The organism is Mycolicibacterium llatzerense, assembly GCF_000878195.1.
In the GTDB taxonomy this organism is placed as follows: domain Bacteria; phylum Actinomycetota; class Actinomycetes; order Mycobacteriales; family Mycobacteriaceae; genus Mycobacterium; species Mycobacterium llatzerense.
Genome location: NZ_JXST01000019.1, coordinates 37272 through 59822, shown reverse-complemented (window position 1 = coordinate 59822; position 22551 = coordinate 37272). Strand labels below are relative to the sequence as shown.

Here is a 22551-nt window from a genome sequence, read left to right as displayed (position 1 = left end):
TACACATGGCGTATGACGGCTACCGGCGCTCGGACGATGCTCATCGCGACCGTGCTGGCCGCCACCGTGGTCACCGGCTGCCAGCGTCCACCGGCTCCCGGCCCACAGGCCGGTGCGCTGTCGGGGGCCCCGATGCTCAATACCGTCACCGCTGCGGAAGTGGTGAAGGACATGGGCGCGGCGGGCCTGGCCGTGTCGAACCCGCGGGACGTGGCCAAGCAGAAATGCCCGGACATCAGATGCATCGAGGCCATCGAGACGGACACGGTCACGGTGCTGGTGTTCTCCACCACGGGCGCCGCTGCGAGCTACTCCGGCGCCACGCCGAGCACCTTCGAGGCGATGAACATCGTGGTGCAGTTCGGCCCGTCGGTCACCGCAGCCGACAAGAGTGCCTACGAGCGCGTGGTGAACCAGGCGCTGCTCTGAGAGTGACCGCCGGGACCGAATCATGATGCTGCGCCAAGAGATTTCCGATGCGGTGAGTCCGCTGGGCTGGCGTTTGGTGCTGGGTGCGGTGTACGCCGAGGTGCTGACGTCCGGCCTGGCAGCTGCCGCGGCGCTGGCGGCCGCGGTGGTCGAGGAAACCGGCTCAGCGTCGCAGGGGCACTTGACCATCGATATACGTGCCGACCGCGTCTTGCTGCGGGTGCGCTCGGCCGAGGGCGTCACGGCGCACGACATCGCGCTGGCGCGGCGCATCTCGGAGTGCCTTGCCGCGCGCGGCGAAACGACCACGCCGGGCGGGGTATCGGTGCAGGCCCTCGAGATCGCGATCGATGCCCTCGACATCCCCGCGGTCCGCCCGTTCTGGCGGGCCGTCACCGGCTATGTGGACGAAGCGGGTCCGTCGGATCTGAGCGGGGGACTCGTCGACCCGACCGGTCGCGGCCCGGCCCTGTGGTTCCAGCAGATGGATGTCCCGCGGCCGCAGCGCAACCGGATCCATCTCGACGTCGATGTTCCGCACGACGAGGCCCCGGCACGGATCGCGGCGGCGCTGGCCGCGGGCGGCGTGCTGCTCAGCGACGGGGCGGCCCCCGCATTCTGGGTGCTCGCCGATGCCGAAGGCAATGAGGTGTGTGTCTGTACCTGGCAGGGCCGCGACTAGGCTGGCCTCCCGTGATCACCCGCATGTCCGAGCTGTTCCTGCGCACTCTGCGCGACGACCCCGCCGACGCCGAAGTGCCGAGCCACAAGCTGCTGATCCGGGCCGGCTACGTCCGCCCGATCGCGCCAGGCCTGTACAGCTGGCTGCCGCTCGGCCTGAAGGTGCTGCGCAAGATCGAGGCCGTCGTCCGCAGTGAGATGAACGCCATCGGCGCCCAGGAGATCCTGTTCCCGGCGCTGCTGCCGCGCGCGCCCTACGAGACCACGGATCGATGGACCGAGTACGGCGACAACCTGTTCCGTCTGCAGGACCGCCGCAAGAACGACTACCTGCTGGGACCCACCCACGAGGAGATGTTCACCCTGACGGTCAAGGGGGAGTACTCGTCGTACAAGGACTTCCCGCTGCGGCTGTACCAAATCCAGACCAAGTACCGCGACGAGGCGCGTCCCCGCGCCGGCATCCTGCGTGGCCGCGAGTTCATCATGAAGGACTCGTACTCGTTCGACATCGACGACAGTGGACTCAAGGACGCCTATGAGGCGCACCGCGAGGCCTACCAGCGCATCTTCGACCGGCTGGCGGTCAAGTACGTCATCGTGTCCGCGGTGTCGGGCGCCATGGGCGGCAGCGCCTCCGAGGAGTTCCTGGCCGAGAGCGAGGTCGGCGAGGACACCTTCGTGCGCTGCGTGCAGTCCGGTTACGCGGCCAACGTCGAAGCTGTCGTCACCGCAGTGCCCGAGTCGCTGCCGATCGACGGCCAGCCCGCGGCCGTCGTGCACGACACTCCCGACGCCCCGACCATCGCCACCCTGGTGGACTGGGCCAACACCGCCGGTCTGGGCCGCGAGATCACCGCTGCCGACACCTTGAAGAACGTGCTGCTGAAGGTGCGTCAGCCGGGTGGCGAGTGGGAACTGCTCGGCATCGGTGTGCCGGGTGACCGCGAGATCGACGAGAAGCGCCTCGGCGCGGCGCTCGAGCCCGCGGAGTACGCGCTGCTCGATGACGCCGATTTCGCCGCCAACCCGTTCCTGGTGAAGGGTTATGTTGGTCCGAAAGCCCTGTTGGACAACGGTATTCGCTTCCTGGTCGACCCGCGGATCGTCGACGGCTCGTCCTGGATCACCGGCGCCGACGCGCCGAACAAGCACATCGTCGGAATGGTCGCGGGCCGTGACTTCGTGGCCGACGGCACCATCGAGGCCGCCGACGTCCGCGACGGCGACCCGTCACCCGACGGCGCCGGGCCGCTGGTGTCGGCCCGCGGCATCGAGATCGGGCACGTTTTCCAGCTGGGCCGCAAGTACACCGATGCGTTCAGCGCCGACGTGCTCGGCGAGAACGGCAAGCCGGTGCGGCTGACCATGGGCTCCTACGGCATCGGGGTGTCGCGCATGGTCGCGGTGATCGCCGAACAGCACCACGACGAGCTCGGGCTGCGCTGGCCGAGTTCCGTCGCGCCTTTTGACGTGCACGTGGTCATCGCGAACAAGGACGCCGAAGCCCGCACCGGCGCGACCGAGCTGGCCGGCCAACTCGACCGGCTCGGCCTCGACGTGCTGTTCGACGACCGCACCGCCTCGCCGGGCGTGAAGTTCAAGGACGCCGAGCTGCTGGGTGTGCCGTGGATCGTCGTGGTCGGCCGCGGCTGGGCCGACGGCACCGTCGAGCTGCGCAACCGGCACACCGGTGAGAAGACCGAGGTTCCGGCCGACGGCGCCGCGGCCGCGATCACGGCAGCACTGGCCGGATAGCCCGACCGCCGAACGGCCAGTTGTTGCACGCGTTTGCGGAAAAACCGTGCGATAACTGGCCACTCGGCGCAGTGAGTGGACTACTCGGTGCCGCCGGGGAATGCCACGACGGCCGGCGTCACCCCGAGCACCGCGCGCCACCGCGCGGCCAGCACCGCGCTGTCGGTGAGGACCTTGACGGCCAGGGTCCGGTCTTCGGTGGTGGTCGCCTGCTCGGCTACCGCGCGCCAGGCGACGGCGGTCTCCTCTTCCATCTGCAGGGCCAGCTTGGCCGCGTCGCCGGGGTTGTTGGCGTCGATCGGGAGCTGATAGCCCGCGGCGGGCAGTGGAGCCGGCACCGAGCGTCCCGCCAGTGCGGTGATGGCGGCTTCGCGGTTCGCCCGATGCTGGGCCATGGCCTGGGCGACCAGATCATTGACGTCGGGTGTGGTGTGCGCCGACACCAGGCCGTAGCCGTAGATGGTGCCGTGCTCGGCAGCAACCGCGTCGTACAGCGCGGCGTCGGCGGGGCTGCCCGGCCGCGTCGGGGTGGGTTGCGGGCTGGTCATGATGCCTGCCCGGCGAGCGTGACGGTGTGTGCCGCGGTGCAGGCGGCGGCGATCGAGGCCAGCAGCCCGGCGCGATAACCGGATTGACCGGCCGCGGCACGCCCCGTGCTGTCGGCCGCCTGTTCCAGTGCCGCAACGACTTCCTGAGGTGTCGGGGGCGCCGGTGGCGGCGTGGCGCCGGTAGTCGCGGCAGGGGTCGCCGACGTCTCGGTGGTGGACGACGGCGCGGCCGGCGGCGGGCTGCCCATCCGGGTGAGTTCGTCGGCCAGTGCCCGGGCGTGCGCGTCCCGCAGCGCTGCGACGGCCGTCAGCGCCGCCGCCACCTGGGGCGGCACGCCGGTGGTGGCGGAAGTGGCCAGCTGACTGTCCTTGCGGGCCCGGTCGAGCTCGGCGTTCAGGATGTCCAGGGCGGGATCGCGCTGCGGTGCCGATCCGCACGCCGACACCGCGCCGCCGAGCAGCGCCAGTGCGGCTGTGCCCAGCAGGACACGCCGTCGGCTGACGGTGGTTTCGGTGTGCGGCACAGGCACATCCTGCCATTGCCGATAGCCGCTGCCCGGCAGCGTCCGGCTGGATGTTCTCCGGTGCCGCAGCCGCGATTGCCATTCGGTCATGCGCTGCTGGCGTATCGTTGGTACCGGGTTCACCCTTCTGGGGGCCCTGTCCGCACAACTCAAGATGAGGAGCTCGCCGTGGCCCGGGACACGCCGGAACAACCGCTGCCACCCAGTCGGTTACCGACCACAGGCCAGGTGCTTGAGCTGCTCAGCAGTGCTTTCGCGGACGCCGGATACGACATCGAGGACGTGCGGGTGGATGCCGCCGCGCGCCCCCCACGGGTCGTCGTGGTGGCCGACGGTGACTCGGGTCTGGACCTGGATGCGGTCGCCGACTTATCGCGCGTCGCAGCCGAGCTGCTGGACCAGGTGACCGCCGATTCAGAGCCCTATGTGCTGGAGGTCACCTCACCCGGCGTGGAGCGTCCGCTGACCGCGGAGCGGCACTACCGCCGCGCCCGTGGTCGCAAGGTCGAGCTGACCCTGGCCGACGGTAAGTCGCTGACGGGCCGGCTGGGGGAGCACGACGGCAGCGCGATCCAACTGGTCGTCGCCAACCGGGGCGTGCTGTCGGTGACCACCGTCGCGCTCGCGGATATTACGAAAGCTGTTGTACAGGTTGAATTTTCACCACCCAATCGCCGGGAACTGGAGCTGGCGGGTATGACCGGAGAGGGGGCCGAGGGATGAACATCGACATGGCGGCACTACATGCCATCGAGGCGGACAAAGGAATCACGGTCGACGTCGTCGTCGACACCATCAAGACGGCGCTGCTGACTGCATACCGCCACACCGAAGGGCACGAGCCCGACGCGTACATCGACGTCGACCGCAAGTCGGGCATCGTGCGGGTGATCGCGCGTCAGACCGACACGGACGGGACCGTCATCCACGAGTGGGACGACACCCCAGAGGGATTCGGCCGGATCGCGGCGACCACTGCGCGGCAGGTCATCCTGCAGCGGCTGCGCGACGCCGAGAACGAGAAGAACTATGGCGAGTTCTCGGCCCGCGAGGGCGACATCGTCGCCGGCGTGATCCAGCGCGACGCCCGGGCCAACGCCCGCGGCCTCGTGGTGGTCCGGGTCGGCACCGAGGCCAAGGGCTCCGAGGGTGTGATCCCGGCCGCCGAGCAGGTGCCGGGGGAGACCTACGTGCACGGTGACCGGGTGCGCTGCTACGTCGTCGGGGTGGCCCGCGGCGCCCGCGAACCCGTCATCACGCTGTCGCGGACGCACCCGAACCTGGTGCGGAAGCTCTTCTCGCTGGAGGTCCCCGAGATCGCCGACGAGTCGGTGGAGATCGTCGCCGTCGCACGTGAAGCCGGACACCGGTCCAAGATCGCCGTCGCGTCGCGGGTGCCGGGGCTGAACGCCAAGGGCGCCTGCATCGGACCGATGGGTCAGCGCGTGCGCAACGTGATGAGCGAGCTCTCGGGCGAGAAGATCGACATCATCGACTACGACGAGGACCCGGCGAAGTTCGTCGCCAACGCCCTGTCGCCGGCCAAGGTCGTGTCGGTGACGGTGATCGACGAGTTGCAGCGCGCGGCGCGGGTCGTGGTGCCCGACTTCCAGCTGTCGCTGGCGATCGGCAAGGAGGGCCAGAACGCGCGTCTGGCGGCGCGTCTCACCGGTTGGCGCATCGACATCCGCAGCGACGCCGACGGTGCGGGTGCGCCGGCGGGGGGTCGGGAGGCCGACGCCGGCGGCCGGTCGGCAGGCCATGGTGGTGGCCGCGACCGCTGAGGCGAGAACCCGCAGTTACCGGCGGCGTGTCGGGGCCGCGACCGCGATTGAAGTTCAAGGGCCCCGAGACGGTAGACTGCACTGTGATCCAGCGCGAGACTCCGACAGCCCCGGTGCGTACCTGCATCGGCTGCCGGAAACGAGAGCTGGCCGTCGACTTGCTTCGAGTGGCAGCTGTACGCGACGGGGACGGTAAATGCGCCGTTTCGGTCGATTCAGCGGGTAACCTGCCGGGTCGGGGTGCGTGGTTGCACCCCGTTCAGCAGTGCCTCGACGCGGCAGTTCGGCGGCGAGCATTCGCCCGAGCGTTGCGCATCACCGGTTCGCCGGACACCTCTGCGGTCGAAGAGTTCTTCAGTGCCATACCGGCCTGATGGGCCCTGAACACCACAGCAACCAGAACAGGTAGCGAAGAACATGAGCACACCGTGAAGTCCCGATGACCATGCGTCATAGCTAAACCGAGGCGCGGCCTACTACCGCTGACGCCTCACGATGAGGAGAGAAGTGGCAGCAGGTAAGGCACGCGTACACGAGTTGGCCAAAGAACTCGGTGTGACCAGCAAGGAAGTACTCGCTCGGCTGAGCGAACAGGGCGAATTCGTCAAATCTGCGTCCTCCACTGTGGAGGCGCCCGTCGCACGCCGGTTGCGTGAGGCATTCGGCGGCGGCAAGCCCGCCAAGTCCGAGGCACCGGCCGCGCCCGCGGCCGCCCGGCCGTCGGGTGGCCCGAAGCCCGGCGCACCCAAGCCGGCACCCGTCGCGGCTCCCGCCGCACCTGCACCGGCAGCGCCGGCCGCAGCTCCGGCAGCAGAGGTAGTCGCACCGTCGGCACCCGCCGCCGGTGGACCCAAGCCCGGTGCGCCCAAGCCCGCTGTTCCGCAGCCCCAGGCACCGGCCGCGCCGGAGCCGGCAGCGCCCGCCGCTTCGGCGGCTCCGGCCCAGCCGCGTCCGGCCACCCCGGGTGCTACTCCGGGTCCGCGACCCGGCGCACCCAAGCCGGCCCCGCGGGCTCCGCGCGTCGGCAACAACCCCTTCTCTTCCCAGCAGCCGGTCGACCGGCCGGCACCGCGCCCGCAGGCCGGTCCCGGTGGACCCCGTCCGGGCCCCGGCGCCGGTGGACCCCGTCCGGGTGGCGGCCCGCGTCCCGGTGTCACGCCGGGCAACATGCCTCCGCGTCCGCCGGGTGCCCGTCCGGGTGCCGTCGGTCGTCCGGGCGGTCCGCGCCCCGGTGGCGGTCCCCGTCCGGGTGGCGGCGCAGGCGGCCCTCGTCCCGGCGGTGCCGGTGGCGGCGGTAACTACCGCGGCGGTGGCGCCGGCGGTGGTGCTGGTGCCGGCGCAGGTGCTGCTGGTGGCTTCCGTGGTCGTCCCGGTGGCGGCGGCGCTCCCGGTGGCGGTGGCCCCGGTGGTGGCGGCGGTCGTCCCGGTCAGCGCGGCGGTGCCGCGGGTGCCTTCGGGCGTCCCGGTGGCGCGCCCCGTCGTGGCCGTAAGTCGAAGCGCGCGAAACGCGCCGAATACGAGAACATGCAGGCCCCGATCGTCGGTGGCGTGCGGTTGCCGCATGGCAACGGCGAGGTCATCCGCCTCGCTCGCGGCGCGTCGCTGAGCGACTTCGCCGAGAAGATCAACGCCAACCCGGCTTCGCTGGTGCAGGCGCTGTTCAACCTGGGCGAGATGGTCACCGCCACCCAGTCGGTGGGCGATGAGACCCTCGAGCTGCTGGGCGGCGAGATGAACTACGTCGTGCAGGTCGTGTCCCCGGAGGACGAGGACCGCGAGCTGCTCGAGTCGTTCGACCTCACCTACGGCGAGGACGCCGGCGACGAGGACGACCTGGCCAGCCGGCCGCCTGTGGTCACCGTCATGGGCCACGTCGACCACGGTAAGACCCGACTGCTCGACACCATCCGTAAGGCGAACGTTCGCGAGGGCGAAGCCGGCGGCATCACCCAGCACATCGGTGCCTACCAGGTGCTGACCGAGCTGGACGGCAACGAGCGTCTGGTGACGTTCATCGACACCCCGGGTCACGAGGCGTTCACCGCCATGCGTGCCCGTGGTGCGAAGGCCACCGACATCGCGATCCTGGTGGTCGCCGCCGACGACGGCGTCATGCCGCAGACGGTGGAGGCCATCAACCACGCTCAGGCCGCTGATGTGCCGATCGTGGTGGCGGTCAACAAGATCGACAAGGAAGGCGCGGATCCGCAGAAGATCCGGGCGCAGCTGACCGAGTACAACCTGGTGGCCGAGGAGTACGGCGGCGACACCATGTTCGTGGACATCTCGGCCAAGCAGGGCACCAACATCGACGGTCTGCTCGAAGCAGTGCTGCTGACCGCGGATGCCTCGCTGGACCTGCGGGCCAACCCCGACATGGAAGCCCAGGGTGTGGCCATCGAGGCGCACCTGGACCGCGGTCGCGGTCCGGTCGCCACGGTGCTGATCCAGCGCGGCACGCTGCGGGTCGGTGACTCGATCGTCGCCGGTGACGCCTACGGCCGCGTCCGTCGCATGGTCGACGAGCACGGTGAGGACGTCCACGAGGCGCTGCCGTCACGTCCGGTCCAGGTGATCGGCTTCACCTCGGTGCCCGGCGCCGGCGACAACCTGCTGGTGGTCGACGAGGACCGCATCGCCCGCCAGATCGCCGACCGGCGCAGCGCGCGCAAGCGCAACGCGCTGGCCGCACGTTCGCGCAAGCGCATCAGCCTGGAAGACCTGGATTCGGCGCTGAAGGAAACCAGCCAGCTGAACCTGATCCTCAAGGGCGACAACTCGGGCACCGTCGAGGCGCTCGAGGAGGCCTTGATGGGCATCCAGATCGACGACGAGGTGGAACTGCGCGTCATCGACCGTGGTGTCGGTGGCGTGACCGAGACGAACGTCAACCTGGCTTCGGCCTCGGACGCGATCATCATCGGCTTCAACGTCCGTGCCGAAGGCAAGGCGACCGAGCTGGCGAACCGCGAGGGTGTCGAGATTCGGTACTACTCGGTGATCTACCAGGCCATCGACGAGATCGAGAGCGCGCTCAAGGGCATGCTCAAGCCGGTCTACGAGGAGAAGGAGCTCGGCCGCGCCGAGATCCGCGCCATCTTCCGGTCGTCGAAGATCGGCAACATCGCTGGTTGCCTCGTGCAGTCGGGCCTCATGCGGCGTAACGCCAAGGCCCGCCTGCTGCGCGACAACATCGTCATCGCCGAGAACCTCACGGTGTCCTCGCTCAAGCGTGAGAAGGACGACGCCACCGAGGTGCGCGAAGGTTACGAATGCGGTCTGACGCTGACCTACAACGACATCAAGGAAGGCGACGTCATCGAGACGTACGAACTCGTCGAGAAGGCTCGTACGTAAGCGATGGCCGATCCAGCACGCGCCAAGCGATTGGCCAAGCGCATCTCGACGATCGTCGCTTCGGCGATCGAGTACGAGATCAAGGATCCGCGGCTCGACGGCGTGACGATCACCGATGCCAAGATGACCGGTGATCTGCACGACGCCACGTTGTACTACACCGTCATCGGGACCAGCCTCGACGAGGAGCCGGACTATGCCGGCGTCGCGGCTGCCCTGGAGAAGGCCAAGGGTGCGTTGCGCACGAGAGTCGGTGCGGGGACCGGAGTTCGCTTCACCCCGACACTGACTTTCGAGCGCGACACCGTGCCCGATGCTGCTCTGAAAATGGAGGAGCTGCTGGCCCGGGCCCGTGCCGCTGACGAGGATGTGGCGCGGATCCGCGAGGGTGCCACGCACGCCGGTGACGCCGATCCGTACCGTGTGGTGGGAGAGAGCATCGACGAATCCGAGGGCCTCAGGGATCAGGGTGACGGCGATCGAACCGACGACTGAGATTCGGCCGCAGGGCGCGCGGGTTGACGCGCGCGGTGCGGCCGATCTACTCGGTGCGGTCGACAGCGTCAGCGTGGTCGCCCACGTGTACCCCGACGCCGACACCATCGGGGCGGGCCTCGCGCTCGCATTGGTCCTCAACGAATGTGGCAAAGACGTGCAGGTCGGCTTCGCCGCACCCGCGGCGGTGCCGGACTCGTTGCAAACTCTGCCCGGCGGGCACCTGCTGGTGCCGCCGGACCAGATGCGTCCCGATGCCGACCTGGTGGTCACCGTCGACATCCCGAGTGTGAACCGGCTGGGGTCGTTGGCCAAGCTGGCTGATCCCGGGCGGCAGGTGCTGGTGATCGATCACCACGCCTCGAACCGGCTGTTCGGCTCCGCGAATTACGTTGACCCGTCAGCAGATTCGACCACCATGCTGGTGGCTGAGCTGCTGGATGCCTGGGGCAAGCCGATCGAGCTGCCGGTGGCGCACTGCCTGTACGCCGGGCTGACCACCGACACGGGTTCGTTCCGCTGGGCCAGTGCCCGTGCGTACCGGCTCGCGGCGCGACTGCTCGATATCGGCGTCGACAACGCCGCGATCAGTCGTGCGCTCCTGGACACCCATCCGTATTCGTGGCTGCCCATGTTGTCCCGGGTGTTGTCGACGGCATGCCTGGTGCCTGAGGCCGCCGGCGGCAAGGGTCTGGTGTATGCCATTGTGCCGCACCAGGAATGGGCTGCGGCGCGGCCCGAAGAGGTCGAGAGCATCGTCGACATCGTGCGGACCACATCCGAGGCCGAGGTCGCCGCGGTGCTCAAAGAGATCGAGCCCGGCGGCTGGTCGGTGTCCCTGCGTGCCAAGACCGAGGTCGACGTGTCGGTGCTGGCCAGTTCGTTCGGCGGCGGCGGCCACCGGTTCGCGGCGGGCTACTCACCGACCGGTAGCGCCGACGACGTCGTGGCGGCCCTCATCGCCGCGCTGAGTTAGTGCTTTCCCCCTCCCCGCGAGCGGCCGTGTTTGTACGGCGACACGCCGTGTTTGGCGTGCATTTTGAGGCCGCTCGCGGCCGACGGGTGTGCGCGTCATGACCACCGGGGTCACCGGTCGGCGCATCGCGGGGCTGGCCTTTCCCGCGCTCGGGGTGCTTGCCGCCGAGCCGATCTATCTCCTGCTGGACACGGCCGTGGTGGGCCGGTTGGGCGCGCTGCCGCTGGCCGGCCTGGCCGTGGGCGGGTTGATCCTGAGCCTGGTCGGTTCGCAGCTGACTTTCCTGTCGTACGGCACGACGTCGCGGTCGGCGCGCAGCTTCGGTGCCGGTGACCGGGCCGGTGCGGTCGGGGAGGGCGTGCAGGCGACGTGGCTGGCGCTGGCCCTCGGCACGCTCATCGTGGTTGTGGTGGAGGCGCTGGCACCGGTATTGCTGACGGCCATCGCCGGCTCCGGTGGCGGCATCGCCGAAACGGCATTGCCGTGGTTGCGCATCGCGATCCTCGCGGTGCCGGCCATCCTCGTTTCCTTGGCCGGCAACGGCTGGCTGCGCGGCGTGCAGGACACGGTCCGTCCACTGCGGTATGTGCTTGTCGGCGTGGGTATTTCAGCGGTGCTATGCCCGCTTTTGGTCTTCGGACGGCTCGGGTTTCCGCGGCTCGGCCTGACGGGCTCGGCGGTGGCGAACCTGATCGGGCAGTGGATCGCCGCGGCGTTGTTCGGGTATGCGCTGCTGTCCGAACGGGTTTCGCTGCGGCTACGGCCCGACGTGCTGCGCGCTCAACTGACCATGGGTCGCGATCTCGTGCTGCGGTCCCTGGCCTTCCAGGTGTGCTTCCTGTCCGCCGGTGCGGTTGCGGCCCGGTTCGGTGCGGCGGCCGTCGCCGCTCATCAGGTGGTGCTGCAGCTGTGGAATTTCCTTGCGCTGGTATTGGATTCGTTGGCGATCGCGGCACAGTCGCTGGTCGGCGCGGCTCTCGGGGCGGGGGAGCCGGGTCACGCCAAGACGGTGGCGTGGCGTGTGACGGTGTATTCGGCAGCCGCCGCGGCGGTGCTGGCCGCGGTGTTCGCGCTGGGCTCCGGCGTGCTGCCCGCAGTGTTCACCGCCGACCACGCCGTGCGGGCTCAGATCGGCGTTCCCTGGTGGTTCATGGTGGCCCAATTGCCCATCGCCGGTATCGTTTTCGCGCTCGACGGGGTGCTGCTGGGCGCCGGCGACGCGAAGTTCATGCGCAACGCCACGCTGATCAGCGGGCTCGTCGGCTTCCTGCCGTTGATCTGGTTGTCGCTGGCCTTCGGCTGGGGTCTGGCCGGCATCTGGTCCGGGCTGAGCACCTTCCTGCTGCTGCGGCTGGTGTTCGTCGGCTGGCGTGCCCTGTCCGGCCGTTGGCTGTACGAGTCCGGCCCAACGTGAAGTAGATCGCGAGGATCTTGAGATTCTTCGCGATCTACTTCACGTTCGGCGGTTCAGACCTGAGTGCGGCCGCGCTGCATGACGGCGTCGCGGTTGGCGGCGATGTCGTTGCCGCTGGAGGAGTCCATCCACTTGCGGGCCGACGCGGCTTCGATCCACAGCCCGGCGTCGGTCTGCGAGCCGTCGATGCGGTGGTACGAATCCAGCAGCGCGCGCACAGCGTTCTGGTTGTTGCCGACGATCGAGGCCGCGACGCGGCGCGCGGTCGGGAGCAGCTCGTCGTGCGGCACCACCTCGGTGACGAGCCCGGCCCGCAGCGCTTCGGCGGCCGACAGGTAGTCGCCGGTCAGGCTCATCCGGCGGGCCAGTCCGATGCCGGCCTTCTGCGGCAGTCGCACACTCAGACCCCAGGTCGGCAGCAGCCCGACGCGGGCGTGGGTGTCGGCGAATTTGGCGTTCTCCGAGGCGATCAGGATGTCGCAGTACAGGGCCAGCTCCAGCCCACCGGTGACCGCGGCGCCGTTGATGGCGCCGATCACGGGCTTGGTCATGTTCGGCCACTTCGGCGAGATGTCCGGCAGGTCCGCGCCCTCGCCGAGCTCCTTGAGGTCGAGGCCGGCACAGAACACCGGATCCGCGCCGGTCAGGATCACCACGTCGACGTCCGGATCGGCCTCGGCCTGGCGCAGCGCGCCGTAGAAGGCATCGCGCAGCTCGTACGACAGCGCGTTCCGGGACTTGGGCCGGTTCAGCGTCAGGGTGCGTACCCGGTCGGTGGTGTCGATGAGTAGAACGTCGGTCACGTTGGCTCCTTGCTTGGCGGTCACCCACCGACACCGTAACTTGCGGCCCGAACGGGCCTATCGTGGAGGCCATGTGCCGCAACATCACCGAACTGCGTGGCCTGGAACCGGCCGCCACGGCCGAGGAGATCGAGGCTGCCGCGCGTCAGTACATCCGCAAGGTCAGCGGGATCACCCGACCCACCGCCGCCAACGTCGACGCCTTCGAAGCGGCGGTCGCCGAGGTCACGGCCGTCACCGAGAAACTGCTGAGCCAGCTGCCGGCCCGTCGACAGCCACCGAAGACGGTGCCGCCGCTGCGGCGGCCCGAGGTGCAAGGGAGGTTGGCCGCCAAGTGAATTCGCCCGCGCTCAAGGAGTGGGGCGCGGCGGTGCAGGCCCTGCTCGACGGCCGCCAGACGGTACTGCTGCGCAAGGGCGGCATCGGGGAGAAACGATTCGAGGTATCGGCGCCGGAGTTCGTGTTCTTCCCGACGGTCGAGCACAGCCACGCGGCACGGGTTCGGCCCGAGTTCAGCGACCTGCTGGACCGGGCGGCGGGGGACAGCACCGAGACCGACATCCTGCTGCGCGGCGGCGCGAAAGTCGTTGCCGCCGTGGCAGTAGAGCGCCCGGAGCACCTGGACGCCATCGCCGATCTGCACATCTGGACTGCTGAATCCGTGCAGAACGACCGGCTCGATTTCCGGCCCCGGCACCGGCTGACGGTGCTGGTGGTGCAGGCGAAAGCCCTTGTGGCGCCGATTCGGTTGCCTCGCACCCCCGACTACGCGGGCTGCCGCAGCTGGGTGGACGTGCCCATCACGCCAGAGTGGGGCCCGCCGGTGTACGACGACGCGGCGCTGGCCGCCATCGCGCAACGGGTGCGTGACTCAGTCGGCTGACAGCGCCACCTTCGGCAGCAGCAGCCGGGACACTCCGCCCGCGCCGTGATGCACCGTGTGGGTCGCCGGGACCATGCGCTCGCCGGAGACGACTGGCTCGCCGGTGCCGAGGTTGCGGTCGTACCTGGGGTGGCAACCGCCCGCGACCACCACCCGCAGCCGGCACCCGGCCGGGATCCGGTGCGCGACGGCGTCGAGCTCGAGTCGCAGTGTCTCGGGCTCACCCAAAGGTGTTGTGAGCCTGCGGAATCCGTCGCTGACGTTGCGGGACTTGCCCTGCGCGTCGACCTCACTGAGCCGGACGAAGATATCCCGGTTCGGGTTGTCGCACGACAGCGCCAGTTCGATGACCGGGTTGCCGATCACGTACAGGTCCTCGGCCAGTGGTTCACCGGTGAAGTCGACGACGTCGGGCCGCCGGCTCAGCGCGGAATCCTCCTGATAGCCCGCGGCCGACGACAGCAGCCGGCCGCCGAGCGTCGGGGTCGGCGCGGCGGGATCGAACGTGAATCGCGACGGCGGCGCGGTGTCGGCGGGCGCGGTGGCACCGAGGCGATGCGCGGGTTGCAGGTACAACTCGAGTTCGGTGGCGACCGGTGGCCAGTCCGGCATGGCCAGCCAGCCCTGCCCGTTGACCTCGACCCGTACCGCGGGGCGTTCAGGGGCGGGGGTTTTCTCGGTCAGATGGGTGTCGAGCCAGGCCAATGATTCGCGCAGCACCATGGCGCCACCGCGGGTCATCACCTGGCTGTGGGTCCATGACCCGATGGTGACCGCGGTGGGCACGCCACGCTGGTGCAGGTGCTGAAACTGTGCCAGGGTCTGCTCGAGGAACAGGTCCTGCCAGCCGCCGATCAGCAGCACCGGCACGTCGACCTTGTCGAGGGTGTCGGCGAGGGCCATGTTCTCCCAGAACGGATCGGTGCCGTCGGGGTGGCTCAGCCACGATTCGTACCAGGTCGCTCCGGAACCCAGCAGCTGACGTCCGGCGGCGCCGGCCGGCGCCTGGCCGTGGGTGCGGGCGACCAGGCGCGGTGCCCGGAATTGCCGGACCCCGACGGCCAACCGCGCGTCTTCCTGGTGGGCCATCATGTCGCTCCAGCCCAGGAAGTTGTCGAGCGTGAATGCGCCTGTGCCCCAGGTTGACTCGGCGAAGTCATGGGGGCCGACGGTGATGATCGCGGCCTTCAGCTCAGGCGGGGGATCGGTGAGCAGCGCCCACTGGGTGAAGCCCAGGTACGACAACCCCATCGTCGCGAACGACCCAGTGAACCACGGCTGGTCCCGCAGCCAGGCGGCGGTGTCCACGGCGTCGGCGATCTCGTTGACCATCGGTTCGAAGTCGCCGCCGGAGCCGAACGTGCCGCGCACGCTCTGTAGCAGTACGTGGTAGCCGCGGCGGGCGTACGTCGCGCCGAATACCTGGCCGAACGGGAAGCCGCGGCCGTAGGGGCACCGCACCAGCAGGGTGCCCTTGGCGACACCGGTGGGGGCGAAGTGGCTGCCGACGAGGTCGACGCCGTCACGCATCGGGGTGATGACGCGGCTGACGGTGTAGTCCGTCGTCGGAGGCGGGACGTCGAGGACGCGGCTCAGCAACCGGGAGCCAAGACGGGCGATTCGGGAGCTCACCATTCGGATGGTACCGATCCGTACCGTCGTGCGCCGTCCTCGAGCTCAGGCGCGACCCGAAATCAGAACTTGTAGAACGGCACCAGCTGGTTGGCGCGCTGCAGGTTGGTCTGCAGGCAGTCCGGCCGGTCCGGCGACTCGATCGGCGAGTAGAACATCGACTGGTTGATCAGGCCGTAGCTGGTCTTGAAGGTGATCATGCAGGTCACCCACCAGCGGTCATTCCAGTCGGTGGGCTTCATGATCCAGTACTGCGCGGCACGATGTCCGCCGATGTTCAGCTCGACGGCGTCGGCCGGCAGCGTCTGCTCGTACGTCCGCCAGACAATGGGCTCGACTGCCATCTGGTAGTTGCCGGCGTCGTAGTGGCAACGCAGGCCGTCTTCATGGTCGGGCGGGGTGAAGCCAAGTCCCATGGCGTTGATGGCGTCGAGCGGGATCTGATCGCACGGATCGAACGGGCTCGGGTTCGTGGTGGAGATGATGGGCGATTTGATGCTGCTGGTCACGCTCATCGGGGCGGAAGTGGAGCGCAGCTCGACGGCGTCGCCGCCGGTGGGCGTCACGGGGTTGGTCTGTGTGACCACCACGCCTGCTGTCGCGAGCGCACACAGCGCTGACACCAGACGCAGTTTTCTGGCCATCGCTGCCATGACACCCCTCTTAACTCCGAGCAATACTGCGGGGAGTCTACAAGTCGCCTGGGTCACACCGGACAGGATGGGAGAACCTGTTCTAGTTTCTCCCACTGCGCGGGACGGTTGGCACGACAACGGGGGTTGCTACCACCCAAGTACCCTGGATTTTTGTGTCGACCCAGCCGACCCTTTGGGCAATCAGTGACCTGCACATCGGGCACACCGGAAACAAGCCGGTCACCGAATCGCTGCACCCGGCGTCGCCGGACGATTGGTTGATCGTCGCCGGCGACGTCGCCGAGCGCACAGACGACATCCGGTGGTCGCTGGACCTGCTGCGCAAGCGCTTCGCCAAGGTCATCTGGGTGCCGGGCAACCACGAACTGTGGACCACCGCCAGGGATCCGATGCAGATCTTCGGGAAGTCCCGTTACGACTACCTGGTCGACATGTGTGACCAGATGGGCATCGTCACCCCCGAGCACCCGTTCCCGGTGTGGACCGGCCCGGGCGGCGCGGCGACGATCGTGCCGATGTTCCTGCTGTACGACTACAGCTTCCTGCCGGCCGGCACCGCGACCAAGGCCGAGGGCCTGGCGCTGGCCAAGGAACGCAACGTCGTCGGCACCGACGAGTTCCTGCTCTCGAGCGAGCCCTACGCCACTCGGGACGCTTGGTGCCGGGACCGGCTGAACATCACCCGTAAGAAGCTCGACGACCTGGACTGGATGGAGTCGACGGTTCTGGTCAACCACTTCCCGCTGGTGCGCGAACCGTGCGACGCCATGTTCTATCCGGAGTTCTCGCTGTGGTGCGGCACCACCGCGACCAAGGACTGGCACACTCGCTACAACGCCATCTGCTCGGTGTACGGCCACCTGCACATCCCGCGCACCACCTATTACGACGGGGTGCGGTTCGAGGAAGTCTCCGTCGGTTACCCGCGAGAGTGGCGGCGCCGCAAGCCCTACCGGTGGATGCGCCAAATCCTGCCGGATCCCCAGTACCCACCTGGCTACCTCAACGACTTCGGTGGCCACTTCGAGATCACCCAGGAAATGCGGGAGCACGCGCAGAAGATGCAGGACCGAATCAATTCGAGGCGACTGTGATGAGCGCTTGCGCGAAGAACGAGGCGGCACAGTGAGCGACGCCCTGCTGACGCAGGTGCTGCCCGACGTGGTGGCTACCGCCGAAAGGTATTCCGATGCCATCGATCTCGTGCCGTTGCCCGAAGAGGAGCCGCTGATCGCCCGGTCGGTGGCCAAGCGCCGCAACGAGTTCATCACCGTCCGGCACTGCGCCCGTGAGGCATTGGGCAAACTCGATGTGGGCCCGGTCCCGATCCTCAAGGGCGAGAAGGGCGAACCGTGCTGGCCTGACGGGATCGTCGGCAGCCTGACGCACTGCGAGGGCTTCCGCGGAGCGGTGGTGGCGCGGTCCACGCAGGTGCGGTCGGTCGGTATCGACGCCGAACCGCACGGCGTGCTGCCCAAGGGCGTGCTCGGCGCTGTGGCACTGCCGGAAGAGCAGAGCGCCATCGGGACGCTGGAGGGTGACCTGCACTGGGACCGAATCCTGTTCTGCGCCAAGGAAGCGACGTACAAGGCGTGGTTCCCGCTGACGCACCGGTGGCTGGGATTCGAGGACGCGCACATCACCTTCACGCTGGATTCGACGGGCAGTTCGGGCACGTTCCTGTCGAGGATCTTGATCGACCCGGTGGCCGAGTCCGGGCCACCGCTGATCGAACTGCCGGGGCGTTTCACCGTGTCCAACGGGCTTGTGCTGACGGCGATCTCGCTGTGAAGGCGTCGAAGCCCGCCCCACCACCCGGTCTGGTGATCGTCGACAAGCCCGCCGGGATGACGAGCCACGACGTCGTCGGCCGGTGCCGGCGGCTGTTCGGCACCCGCAAGGTCGGGCACGCCGGCACACTCGATCCCATGGCCACCGGTGTGCTGGTGGTGGGCATCGAGCGGGCTACCAAGATCCTGGGTCTGCTGACGGCCACCGACAAGACGTACATCGCGACCATCCGGCTCGGTCAGACTACGTCGACCGAAGACGCCGAAGGTGAAGTGTTGCAGACGGTTTCCGCTGCCCAGGTGACCGACGAGCAGATCGAGGACGCCGTGGCGGCGTTGCGCGGCGAGATTGACCAGGTGCCGTCGGCGGTCAGTGCCATCAAGGTCGACGGCGAGCGGGCGTACAAGCTGGTGCGCGAAGGTAAGGCGCCGGAACTGGCGGCGCGCCGGGTGCGGATCTCTCGGTTCACTGTTGACGCGGTGCGGCGCGTCGAGGAATTCGTCGATGTCGACGTGACCGTGGACTGCTCGTCGGGCACCTACATTCGGGCGCTGGCCCGTGACGTCGGTGCGACGCTCGGTGTCGGTGGGCACTTGACGGCGTTACGGCGCACCAAGGTTGGCCGCTACGGGCTGGACGAGGCGCGGACGTTGGAGCAGCTGACCGACGCCGCCGAACTGAGCTACTCGCTGGATGCGGCTTGCCTGCTGGGGTTCCCGCGCAGGGACCTGACCGACGCCGAGACCGAGGACACGCGCCATGGCCGGGCTCTCGCGCCGGCCGGCATCGACGGCACCTACGCCGCGACCGCTGCCGATGGGCGCGTGATCGCGCTGTTGGAGGACGGGCCCAAACGCACCAGCAGCGTCGTGGTGCTGCGTCCGGCCACGTTGTAGCGGCGGCACTGCCCGGGCCGACGCCGTCTACGCCGGTGAGCGGTTGGCCACCGCGTTGAGCACCCGGCGCGCAATCGGCATCGCGGGACGGACAAGGTCGAAGTAGTGCACCGGCAGCATCGTGGCCAGCGCGTTCATCAGGTGGGCGTCGGGCCCGATCAGGATGCGTGCGCGGCCACGTTCGACACCCCGCTGAATGGTCGCGGCCGCCAGTTCCGGTGAGGTCCGGGCGAGCGTGGTGAAGTTGCGGTGGAACAACTCCGGGTCGGTGTTGCCGAGGGCATCAACACGCACCCGCCCCGCCCTGGTGATCGGGGTGTCGATCCCGCCGGGGTGCACCGTCACCGCATGCACCCCGGTTCCGTGCAGCTCGTGCCGCAGTGCTTCGGTGTAGCCCCGGACCGCGAATTTTGATGCGCAATAAGCGGTTTGGGTGGGGAAGGCCAGCAATCCGAGAATGCTCGACAGGTTGACGACGACGCCGGACCCCTGGTCGATCAGGTGCGGCAGGAACGCGCGGCACCCGTGCACGACGCCCCAGAAGTTGATGTCCATGAGCCAGGCGTCATCGTCGTACACCGCGTCGGCGGCGAGCTGGGAGACCACGACACCCGCATTGTTGACGACGACACCCACTGGCGCCGGCGCCCATGCCATCACCTTCTGTGCCCAGGCCAGCTGCGCGTCACGGTCCCGCACGTCCAACACTTGGGTCACGCAGGGTCCGGTCAGTTGAGCCTGCGTCTCGGTGAGGCCGTCGGGATTCCAATCCGTCAGTGCCACTGGGCATCCCGCGCGCGACAGGCGCACGGCCAACGCCCGGCCGATACCCGAACCAGCGCCGCTGATCACCGCCGTGCGTCCGGTCACCGCGATGCGCGTCATGCGGTTGCCCCCGCCGCCACGTCCGTCCGGCGCCGAATCACCATGGGCAGACCGCCCTTTGGGCGCAATGTGGTGAATCCCTCCTCAACGACTCGGTGGTCCGGCAGTGTGTCCAGAACGAACCGCTGACTGGTCCGGGCGGCGATCAAGGTGCCCTCCATCATCGCGAACTGCGAGCCGATGCAGATGCGCCGGCCACCACCGAACGGCACATAGGCGGCTTTCGGCCGGTCGGTCCCGGCGCCCGGCAGGAATCGGGTGGGGTCGAACCGCTCTGGCTCGGGCCAGACGTCCGGATTGCGGTGTAGCCGGTGGGTCAGCACGATGAGGATGGTGCCCTTCTTGATGTAGTAGCCGTTCAGATCGTCGTCGGCAGTGGCCCTGCGCATCGACAGGTAGACGGGCGGATGAATGCGCATGGCTTCGGAGAAGCACGCTTTGGTCCACGGCAGCCGGTCGACGTCGTCGAATGTGGGCACACCGCCGTGCAGGACGGTGTCCACTTCATCGAACATCTGGTCGCGGGCCTCCGGGTTCTGCGACATCAGGTGCCAGAACCAGGCCATCGCGGTGGCGGTGGTCTCGTGGCCGGCCCCCAGGAAGGTCAGGGACTGCTCCAGCAGTTCGGCTCGCGTGAGTTTGTGCCCGGTGGATTCGTCGCGCGCCGACAGGAGCAGGCCGAGGAAATCGGTGCCAGGGTCAGTCGTGGCGCGACGCGCTTCGATGATCTTGGTGATCATGTTGTCCGCCTCGCGGATTCGGCGCGCGATCCGGCGGGCGCGCCAGTGCAGGGCAGCTGCGTTCCGCATGCTGATACCGGGCAGCGCCTGCAGGATCCAGGTGACTGGTGAGTTCCCGACCAGCAGCATGTCGGTGAGCACTTCGGCGATCCCTTCGCCGAACAGAGCGACGTCGGCGTCGGACAGTTCTGTGCCGAACATGGTCTCGGCGGCGATTTGCATTGTCACGACCATCATTTCGTGGGCCACCTCGATCCGCGTTCCGTCGGCGCGGGTCGACCATTGGTCCAGCATCGCGTCGGCGCAGTTCACCATCGTGGTGGCGAAAGGCTCCAGGTGTCGGCGGGCGAACAGCGGGTTCAGCATGCCGCGGTCGCGCTTCCAGCGTTCGCCGCGGCTGGTCACCAGGCCGCGACGCAGGCCGAGGGCGGGGACGTCGTATTCCTCGCCCTTGACGTAAACGTCTTGCTTGCGCAGGAATATCTGCTCGACGTCCTCGGGCCGGTCGACCAAGACGAGGTCGACGATCCCCGGCACGGCGAGCCTGGCCGGGGACCCGACCGCGTCGAACAGCATGGACAAGGCGGGCACCATGTCCTGGCGTGCGGATCGAAGGAACCGGGGTGCATCGCTGAGTGGCAACGTTTTTGGTTGGGGAAGCGTCGACGGACTCGGAAGTCCCGAATTGTGGAGTCGCGCGGTCGTCATCGGTCAGGCGCCTTTCGGGTGTGTTGCGGCCATGGCAGAAGCCGGAGCATCGGATCGGAATTCCAGGTCGAAGTCGGCCGGTTTGAATGTCTTGGTGCGGCGGCGATAGTTGAAGCTCCAGTCCGGCCACAGACCGGCGTTGTGCTTGCCGTCGGCGGTGGTGTAGTAGCCGGAGCAGCCTCCGTTGAGCCAGATGGTGCCCGCGCTGCGCCGTTCGGCGTCGGCCACAAAGTCTTGCTGCGCTTGCGGTTTCACGTCGATGGTGGCGATCCCGTCGCGGCGCATCCGGGTCAGCGCGTCGACGATGAAGCCGAACTGCGATTCCAGCATGTAGATGAACGATTGATTCGCCGCGCCGCCGAAGGGACCCGAGGTGAACAGCAGATTGGGGAAGCCCGATACCGCCGTACCGAGATAGCCCTCCGGCCGGCCGTCGTACGCGGCGGCGAGGGTGCGCCCGTTTTGACCGACGATGTCGTCGGCCATCCGGTGCCGCAGCGTGAATCCGGTGGCCAGGACGATGACGTCGACCTGGTGCGTGATGCCGTCGGCCGTGACGATGCCGCCGGGCTGGATTTCCCGGATGCTGTCGGTCACCAATTCGACATTAGGTCGGTTGAAGCTCGGTAGGTAGGTCGAGCTGACGGCCGCGCGTTTGCACCCGATCCGGTACGTGGGCGTGAGTTTTCGGCGCACGGCGGCGTCGGCGACCTGGATCCTCAAGTAGGTGCGGGCGACCGTCTCGAACGCGTACGCAAAGCGGTTGTCGACGAAGTTGAACGTGCCGTAGCTCTCGTAGAGCAGGTACTGCAGAGCCCGAACACTCTTGCGGAGAAATGGAATTCCAGCCAGCCGATGTTCGGTGGCAGAGGTGCGCCAATCGAAACGGGGCATGATCCAGCAGGGGGTGCGCTGGAACACTCGCAGCTCGGAGACCACCGGCTGGATCTCGGGAATGATCTGGACTGCCGAGGCGCCGGTGCCGATGATCGCGACCCGCTTGCCCGACAGGTCGTAGGCGTGGTCCCACTCGAAGCTGTGCATGATCTTGCCGGCGAAGCGGTTCAAACCGGGGAAGTTGGGCGTGCTCGGGCGGCCGAACGGACCCACCGCGCTGATCAGAATATCGGCCGACAACGGCCCCGACGTCGTCTGGAGCTGCCACCGGCACTGAACGTCATCCCAATGGGCACTGAGCATCTCGCATCCGAAGCGAACATCGCGGGAAACGTCGTGGCGGGTCGCGACCGAGCGGGCATAGTCGAGGATCTCGTCGCGCCGACCGTAGATGCGTGACCAGTTCGGTTTGGGCTCGAACGAGAACGAGTACAGGTGTGACGGCACGTCGCAGGCACAGCCCGGGTAGTTGTTGTGCTGCCAGGTCCCGCCGACATCGTCGGCGCGCTCCAGCACCAGGATGTCGTCGAAACCCGCCTCCCGGAGTTTGATCACCAGCCCGATGCCGCCGAAACCGGCTCCGACGATGACGATATGACGGTGCTCGGTCATCGGCTTCGTCGGATCCGTTTGGGGACAGCTGATCTCGTCCGCTTCGAGGTTTGGGGTATCCACTGGCATACGTCTGACGGTA

The 22551-nt window shown here is 68.3% G+C and carries 23 protein-coding genes; 15 read left to right on the top strand and 8 right to left on the bottom strand.

The features are described 5' to 3' along the window. The first annotated feature begins 12 nt into the window (after positions 1 to 12). Genes TL10_RS29645 through TL10_RS14785 form a run of 3 tightly spaced genes read left to right on the top strand, consistent with a single transcriptional unit; the run spans position 13 to position 2868 of the window. Entirely contained in the window at positions 13 to 429 is a 417-nt protein-coding gene (locus TL10_RS29645; protein ID WP_131630744.1) for a hypothetical protein, read from the top strand. A gap of 25 nt (positions 430 to 454) precedes the next feature. Further along, positions 455 to 1111 carry a 4a-hydroxytetrahydrobiopterin dehydratase family protein gene (locus TL10_RS14790; protein WP_043986213.1) on the top strand — a complete coding sequence of 219 codons (657 nt, stop codon included), beginning with the start codon at positions 455 to 457 and terminating at the stop codon, positions 1109 to 1111. A gap of 11 nt (positions 1112 to 1122) precedes the next feature. Further along, positions 1123 to 2868 carry a proline--tRNA ligase gene (locus TL10_RS14785; RefSeq protein ID WP_043393715.1) on the top strand — a complete coding sequence of 582 codons (1746 nt, stop codon included), beginning with the start codon at positions 1123 to 1125 and terminating at the stop codon, positions 2866 to 2868. A gap of 80 nt (positions 2869 to 2948) precedes the next feature. Here TL10_RS14785 and TL10_RS14780 read toward each other — a convergent pair whose 3' ends face one another. Next, entirely contained in the window at positions 2949 to 3416 is a 468-nt protein-coding gene (locus tag TL10_RS14780) for a ferritin-like domain-containing protein (protein ID WP_043986176.1), read from the bottom strand. After that, positions 3413 to 3940: a hypothetical protein gene (locus tag TL10_RS14775; RefSeq protein WP_043986175.1), complete on the bottom strand. Its 528-nt coding sequence runs from the start codon at positions 3938 to 3940 to the stop codon at positions 3413 to 3415. Before TL10_RS14775 ends, TL10_RS14780 begins: the two co-directional genes overlap by 4 nt. A 168-nt stretch (positions 3941 to 4108) precedes the next feature. Here TL10_RS14775 and rimP point away from each other — a divergent pair, with 168 nt between their 5' ends. From rimP to TL10_RS14735, 7 genes are all read left to right on the top strand, one after another. Then, positions 4109 to 4663 carry a ribosome maturation factor RimP gene (gene rimP, locus TL10_RS14770; protein ID WP_043393720.1) on the top strand — a complete coding sequence of 185 codons (555 nt, stop codon included), beginning with the start codon at positions 4109 to 4111 and terminating at the stop codon, positions 4661 to 4663. After that, positions 4660 to 5724: a transcription termination factor NusA gene (gene nusA, locus TL10_RS14765; RefSeq protein ID WP_043393721.1), complete on the top strand. Its 1065-nt coding sequence runs from the start codon at positions 4660 to 4662 to the stop codon at positions 5722 to 5724. Before rimP ends, nusA begins: the two co-directional genes overlap by 4 nt. 26 nt (positions 5725 to 5750) lie before the next feature. Then, positions 5751 to 6098 (top strand): YlxR family protein, encoded by a 348-nt coding sequence (locus tag TL10_RS30180; RefSeq protein WP_418002279.1) that lies wholly within the window; start codon positions 5751 to 5753, stop codon positions 6096 to 6098. 133 nt (positions 6099 to 6231) lie between these two features. Next, positions 6232 to 9081, top strand: coding sequence for a translation initiation factor IF-2 (infB, locus tag TL10_RS30175; protein ID WP_197063759.1), 2850 nt, complete (start codon positions 6232 to 6234; stop codon positions 9079 to 9081). 3 nt (positions 9082 to 9084) lie between these two features. Then, the gene (rbfA, locus tag TL10_RS14745; RefSeq protein ID WP_043393723.1) at positions 9085 to 9576 is read left to right on the top strand and encodes a 30S ribosome-binding factor RbfA; all 492 of its coding nucleotides are present in this window, start codon (positions 9085 to 9087) and stop codon (positions 9574 to 9576) included. Further along, positions 9551 to 10552, top strand: coding sequence for a DHH family phosphoesterase (locus TL10_RS14740; RefSeq protein WP_043393724.1), 1002 nt, complete (start codon positions 9551 to 9553; stop codon positions 10550 to 10552). The genes rbfA and TL10_RS14740 overlap by 26 nt, the downstream gene beginning before the upstream one ends. A gap of 97 nt (positions 10553 to 10649) precedes the next feature. Continuing rightward, a complete protein-coding gene (locus TL10_RS14735) occupies positions 10650 to 11966 on the top strand; it encodes an MATE family efflux transporter (protein ID WP_043986210.1) in 1317 nt (438 codons plus the stop codon). A gap of 53 nt (positions 11967 to 12019) precedes the next feature. On the opposite strand, the gene TL10_RS14730 is transcribed toward TL10_RS14735, so the two are convergent. Continuing rightward, positions 12020 to 12769 (bottom strand): enoyl-CoA hydratase, encoded by a 750-nt coding sequence (locus tag TL10_RS14730; protein ID WP_043393984.1) that lies wholly within the window; start codon positions 12767 to 12769, stop codon positions 12020 to 12022. Positions 12770 to 12840: 71 nt separating this feature from the next. Here TL10_RS14730 and TL10_RS14725 point away from each other — a divergent pair, with 71 nt between their 5' ends. Together TL10_RS14725 and TL10_RS14720 are read left to right on the top strand one after the other, a co-directional pair. After that, complete coding sequence (locus TL10_RS14725) at positions 12841 to 13107, top strand: DUF2277 domain-containing protein (RefSeq protein ID WP_043986209.1); 267 nt, start codon at positions 12841 to 12843, stop codon at positions 13105 to 13107. Then, positions 13104 to 13652: a DUF1802 family protein gene (locus TL10_RS14720; RefSeq protein WP_043393725.1), complete on the top strand. Its 549-nt coding sequence runs from the start codon at positions 13104 to 13106 to the stop codon at positions 13650 to 13652. Before TL10_RS14725 ends, TL10_RS14720 begins: the two co-directional genes overlap by 4 nt. On the opposite strand, the gene TL10_RS14715 is transcribed toward TL10_RS14720, so the two are convergent. Beyond that, on the bottom strand, positions 13641 to 15287 hold the full coding sequence (locus TL10_RS14715; protein WP_043986174.1) for a CocE/NonD family hydrolase: 1647 nt from the start codon (positions 15285 to 15287) through the stop codon (positions 13641 to 13643). The two genes, TL10_RS14720 and TL10_RS14715, sit on opposite strands and share 12 nt — an antisense overlap. A gap of 59 nt (positions 15288 to 15346) precedes the next feature. Continuing rightward, positions 15347 to 15928 carry a DUF3558 domain-containing protein gene (locus tag TL10_RS14710; RefSeq protein ID WP_043986208.1) on the bottom strand — a complete coding sequence of 194 codons (582 nt, stop codon included), beginning with the start codon at positions 15926 to 15928 and terminating at the stop codon, positions 15347 to 15349. Positions 15929 to 16092: 164 nt separating this feature from the next. Between TL10_RS14710 and TL10_RS14705 the strand changes: the two genes are divergently transcribed. Genes TL10_RS14705 through truB form a run of 3 tightly spaced genes read left to right on the top strand, consistent with a single transcriptional unit; the run spans position 16093 to position 18627 of the window. Beyond that, a complete protein-coding gene (locus tag TL10_RS14705; protein ID WP_043393728.1) occupies positions 16093 to 17034 on the top strand; it encodes an ACP phosphodiesterase PptH in 942 nt (313 codons plus the stop codon). A gap of 31 nt (positions 17035 to 17065) precedes the next feature. Beyond that, positions 17066 to 17731 carry a 4'-phosphopantetheinyl transferase PptT gene (gene pptT, locus TL10_RS14700; protein WP_043986173.1) on the top strand — a complete coding sequence of 222 codons (666 nt, stop codon included), beginning with the start codon at positions 17066 to 17068 and terminating at the stop codon, positions 17729 to 17731. After that, positions 17728 to 18627 carry a tRNA pseudouridine(55) synthase TruB gene (truB, locus tag TL10_RS14695; protein ID WP_043393731.1) on the top strand — a complete coding sequence of 300 codons (900 nt, stop codon included), beginning with the start codon at positions 17728 to 17730 and terminating at the stop codon, positions 18625 to 18627. Before pptT ends, truB begins: the two co-directional genes overlap by 4 nt. 27 nt (positions 18628 to 18654) lie before the next feature. Here the strand turns inward: truB and TL10_RS14690 are convergent, their stop codons facing one another. From TL10_RS14690 to TL10_RS14680, 3 genes are all read right to left on the bottom strand, one after another. Continuing rightward, positions 18655 to 19512, bottom strand: coding sequence for an SDR family NAD(P)-dependent oxidoreductase (locus TL10_RS14690; RefSeq protein ID WP_043986172.1), 858 nt, complete (start codon positions 19510 to 19512; stop codon positions 18655 to 18657). After that, a complete protein-coding gene (locus TL10_RS14685; RefSeq protein WP_231575544.1) occupies positions 19509 to 20828 on the bottom strand; it encodes a cytochrome P450 in 1320 nt (439 codons plus the stop codon). The genes TL10_RS14690 and TL10_RS14685 overlap by 4 nt, the downstream gene beginning before the upstream one ends. A 135-nt stretch (positions 20829 to 20963) precedes the next feature. After that, a complete protein-coding gene (locus tag TL10_RS14680) occupies positions 20964 to 22538 on the bottom strand; it encodes a flavin-containing monooxygenase (RefSeq protein ID WP_234711451.1) in 1575 nt (524 codons plus the stop codon). Between the last annotated feature and the right edge of the window lie 13 nt (positions 22539 to 22551).